Source organism: Actinomycetospora sp. (genome assembly GCF_055612215.1).
Genome location: NZ_JBVPVA010000403.1, coordinates 1 through 2,567, shown reverse-complemented (window position 1 = coordinate 2,567; position 2,567 = coordinate 1). Strand labels below are relative to the sequence as shown.

The window sequence follows — 2,567 nt, the reverse complement described above, 5'->3', positions numbered from 1 at the left end:
CCTGCTGGTCCCGGTGAGCCCCGAGGCCGAGGACGTCAGCGCGGTCGCGCGCGCCGGCGTCGACGGCTTCGTCGTCTACTCCATGCCCGACGACGACGAGCACTTCGCCGCCGTCCTCGAGCGCCCGGTCCCGGTGGTGGTGTGCGACCAGCCGACCGACGTGCCCGACGTCGACCGGGTCGGCATCGACGACCAGGCCGCGATGGTCGCCCTCGCCCGCCACCTCGGGGAGCTCGGGCACCGCCGCGTCGGGGTGCTCTGCATGCGGCTCTCGACGGACCGCAACGACGGGTTCGCCTCGGTCGAGCGCCAGGACACCGCGCGCTACGAGGTCCAGCGCCGCCGCCTCGCCGGCCTGCGCGACGGGTTCACCGAGTTCGGCGTGGACTGGTCGACGGTCCCGGTGGTGGAGCGCTTCGACCACACCGAGGCCGCGGGAGCGACCGCCGTCGAGCAACTCCTCGAGCGCCACCCCGACGTCACCGCCGTCATGTGCACCTCGGACATCCTCGCCCTCGGCGCGCTGCGGGCGGTGCGCGCGAGCGGGCGCGACGTCCCGGGCCAGGTGACGGTCACCGGCTTCGACGGGGTGCCGGCCGCCGAGCGGGCCGGACTCACCACGGTCCGCCAGCCCTCGCTCGACAAGGGCCGGGCCGCCGGCGAGCTGCTCCTCGACCGCGGCGACCGCCAGCGCTCCCGGACGCTGCTGCTCCCGACCGAGCTGATGGTGCGGGAGACCAGCGGGCCGCCAGGTGGCTCCGCCTCGTGAGCACTAGTCCGTGTCATACGGCGGAATAGTGCTCACGAGCGCGAAGCGCACCTAGAAGATCCGTGGCCGCCGGGCGCGGCTGGCGGCCGGCAGGCTGCGGCGTTGCGCCTTCGCGACCGGCCAGCCCACCTGCTCGCCGAACGACACCCCGGCGGCGAGGCCCAGGCTCACGGTGAGGGCCAGCAGGATGGTGACGCTGCCTGTGGCGATCGTGTTGCCCGTCCCGGTGGCCCCGGTGCCGTCGGTCGCGAGCTGGGAGAACCCGGTGTAGAGGGTCAGGCCGGGCAGGAGCGGTGCGATCCCGGCGACGACGAGGACCAGGGGCGGCGTCCCGACCCGACGCGGCAGCACCATCGCGATGAGCCCGAGGACCCCCGCCGCGAGCGAGGATGCCACGACCTGGCCCAGGCCGTGGTCGAAGCTGACCGCGAAGATCGCCCACGCCGCCGCGCCGCCGAGGCCGGCGAGCGGCAGCGAGAGCCAGGGCGCGTACGCGGAGAGCGCGAAGAAGACCCCGGCGGCCGCCGCGGCGATGAGCGACCTCGCGTCGGGCTGCGGGGTGAGGTCCTGGGGGATGACGAGCGCGTAGGACAGCGCCGACGGGCCCCCGATCGCGGCGGCGATCTTGATGGAGACGACGACGCCGACCAGCAGGCCCGCCGTCGCGATGACGACCTCGACGGCACGCCCGGCCGCCGTCAGCGGGAACCCGGTGATCGCGTCCTGCACCAGGCCGACGAGCGACAACCCGGTGAGCAGCACGATGATCCCGGCGGCGACGACGAACGCGGGCGAGTCGAGCAGTGCCCCCGAGTAGGCGAGCGCGAGCGCCGTCAGTGTCACCACCATGGCCCCGAACACCTGCTGGAAGAACGTCGGCACGTCGCGGCGGCCGAGCCAGCGCGCCATGCCCCAGATGACCGCGGTGAGTACGAACGTCACGAGGGCGACGCCGAGGCCACCGCCGATGAGCACGGCGACGGCGGACGCGAACGCCGAGCGGGCGAGCCCCGCGACGTAGCGGGGGTAGGGGTGCTTGGCGTCGACGGCCTCCGCGAGCCGCTCGAAGGCCTGGGTCGAGGTGATCGGTACGTCCTGGTCGACGATGTCCTTGATCAGTGCGTCGACGGTGGCGAGTCGGGTGTAGTCCTGGGTCCGGTAGCGGACGTTGCGCATCGTCGTCACCGGGCCGGCCTCCAGGCCGCGATGGCAGCACATCGTGATCGTCGAGAAGGCGATGTCGACGTCGCAGGTCGGGAGGCCGTAGGCGCCCGCGACGGCGAGCATCGTGTCGTGCGCGACGGCCGCGCCGGCACCGGTGACCAGTTGCACCTCGCCGATGCGCAGGGCGAGGTCGAGCACGCGCAGGACCAGCGCGTCGTCGGCGACCTGCGGGCCGGGCATCGCCGGGAGCAGGTTCTCCCGCACGGTGGGGGCGTCGAGCGCCGCACGCCGGATCTCCTCGGCGGAGGGCAGGGGCACGTGGCGGCGGATGGACCCGGCCGCTCGCTGGGCCACTCCCACGTGCGGGGCCTCCTCGGCGGTCTCGGGGGGCGGGGCGTCGGGGGTCGACCGGCGCATCCCGGGGAACTTCATCGATGTCACCTCGTGGGACGCCTCGGCTGCGGGAGCGTTGTCGGGAGGCTGCTTCCCCCGCCCGCCGAGCCTCGCACCGGACGGTGCGTCCGGGGCGCGGAGGGGGCCCCTACGATGGTGCCTGGTGCCGGCGTAGCTCAATCGGCAGAGCACTCGCCTTGTAAGCGAAAGGTCCGGGGTTCGATTCCCCGCGCCGGCTCGG

Annotated in this window: 2 protein-coding genes and 1 tRNA gene; 2 read left to right on the top strand and 1 reads right to left on the bottom strand. The window is 74.1% G+C overall.

Annotated features, from left to right (window positions below):
- A partial coding sequence (locus tag AC0CYZ_RS11460) for a substrate-binding domain-containing protein (protein ID WP_472215357.1) occupies nucleotides 1-769 on the top strand: 769 nt, incomplete at its 5' end.
- A gap of 51 nt (nucleotides 770-820) precedes the next feature.
- Here the strand turns inward: AC0CYZ_RS11460 and AC0CYZ_RS11455 are convergent.
- The gene (locus AC0CYZ_RS11455; RefSeq protein ID WP_472215355.1) at nucleotides 821-2,365 is read right to left on the bottom strand and encodes a threonine/serine exporter family protein; all 1,545 of its coding nucleotides are present in this window, start codon (nucleotides 2,363-2,365) and stop codon (nucleotides 821-823) included.
- A 126-nt stretch (nucleotides 2,366-2,491) separates the two neighbouring features.
- Here AC0CYZ_RS11455 and AC0CYZ_RS11450 point away from each other — a divergent pair.
- Nucleotides 2,492-2,564, top strand: a tRNA-Thr gene (locus AC0CYZ_RS11450).
- The last annotated feature ends 3 nt before the right edge of the window (nucleotides 2,565-2,567 follow it).

Excerpts from the sequence above, each read along its gene's own strand:
- AC0CYZ_RS11455 (WP_472215355.1), bottom strand. The coding sequence starts at position 2,365 with ATGAAGTTCCCCGGGATGCGCCGGTCGACCCCCGACGCCCCGCCCCCC.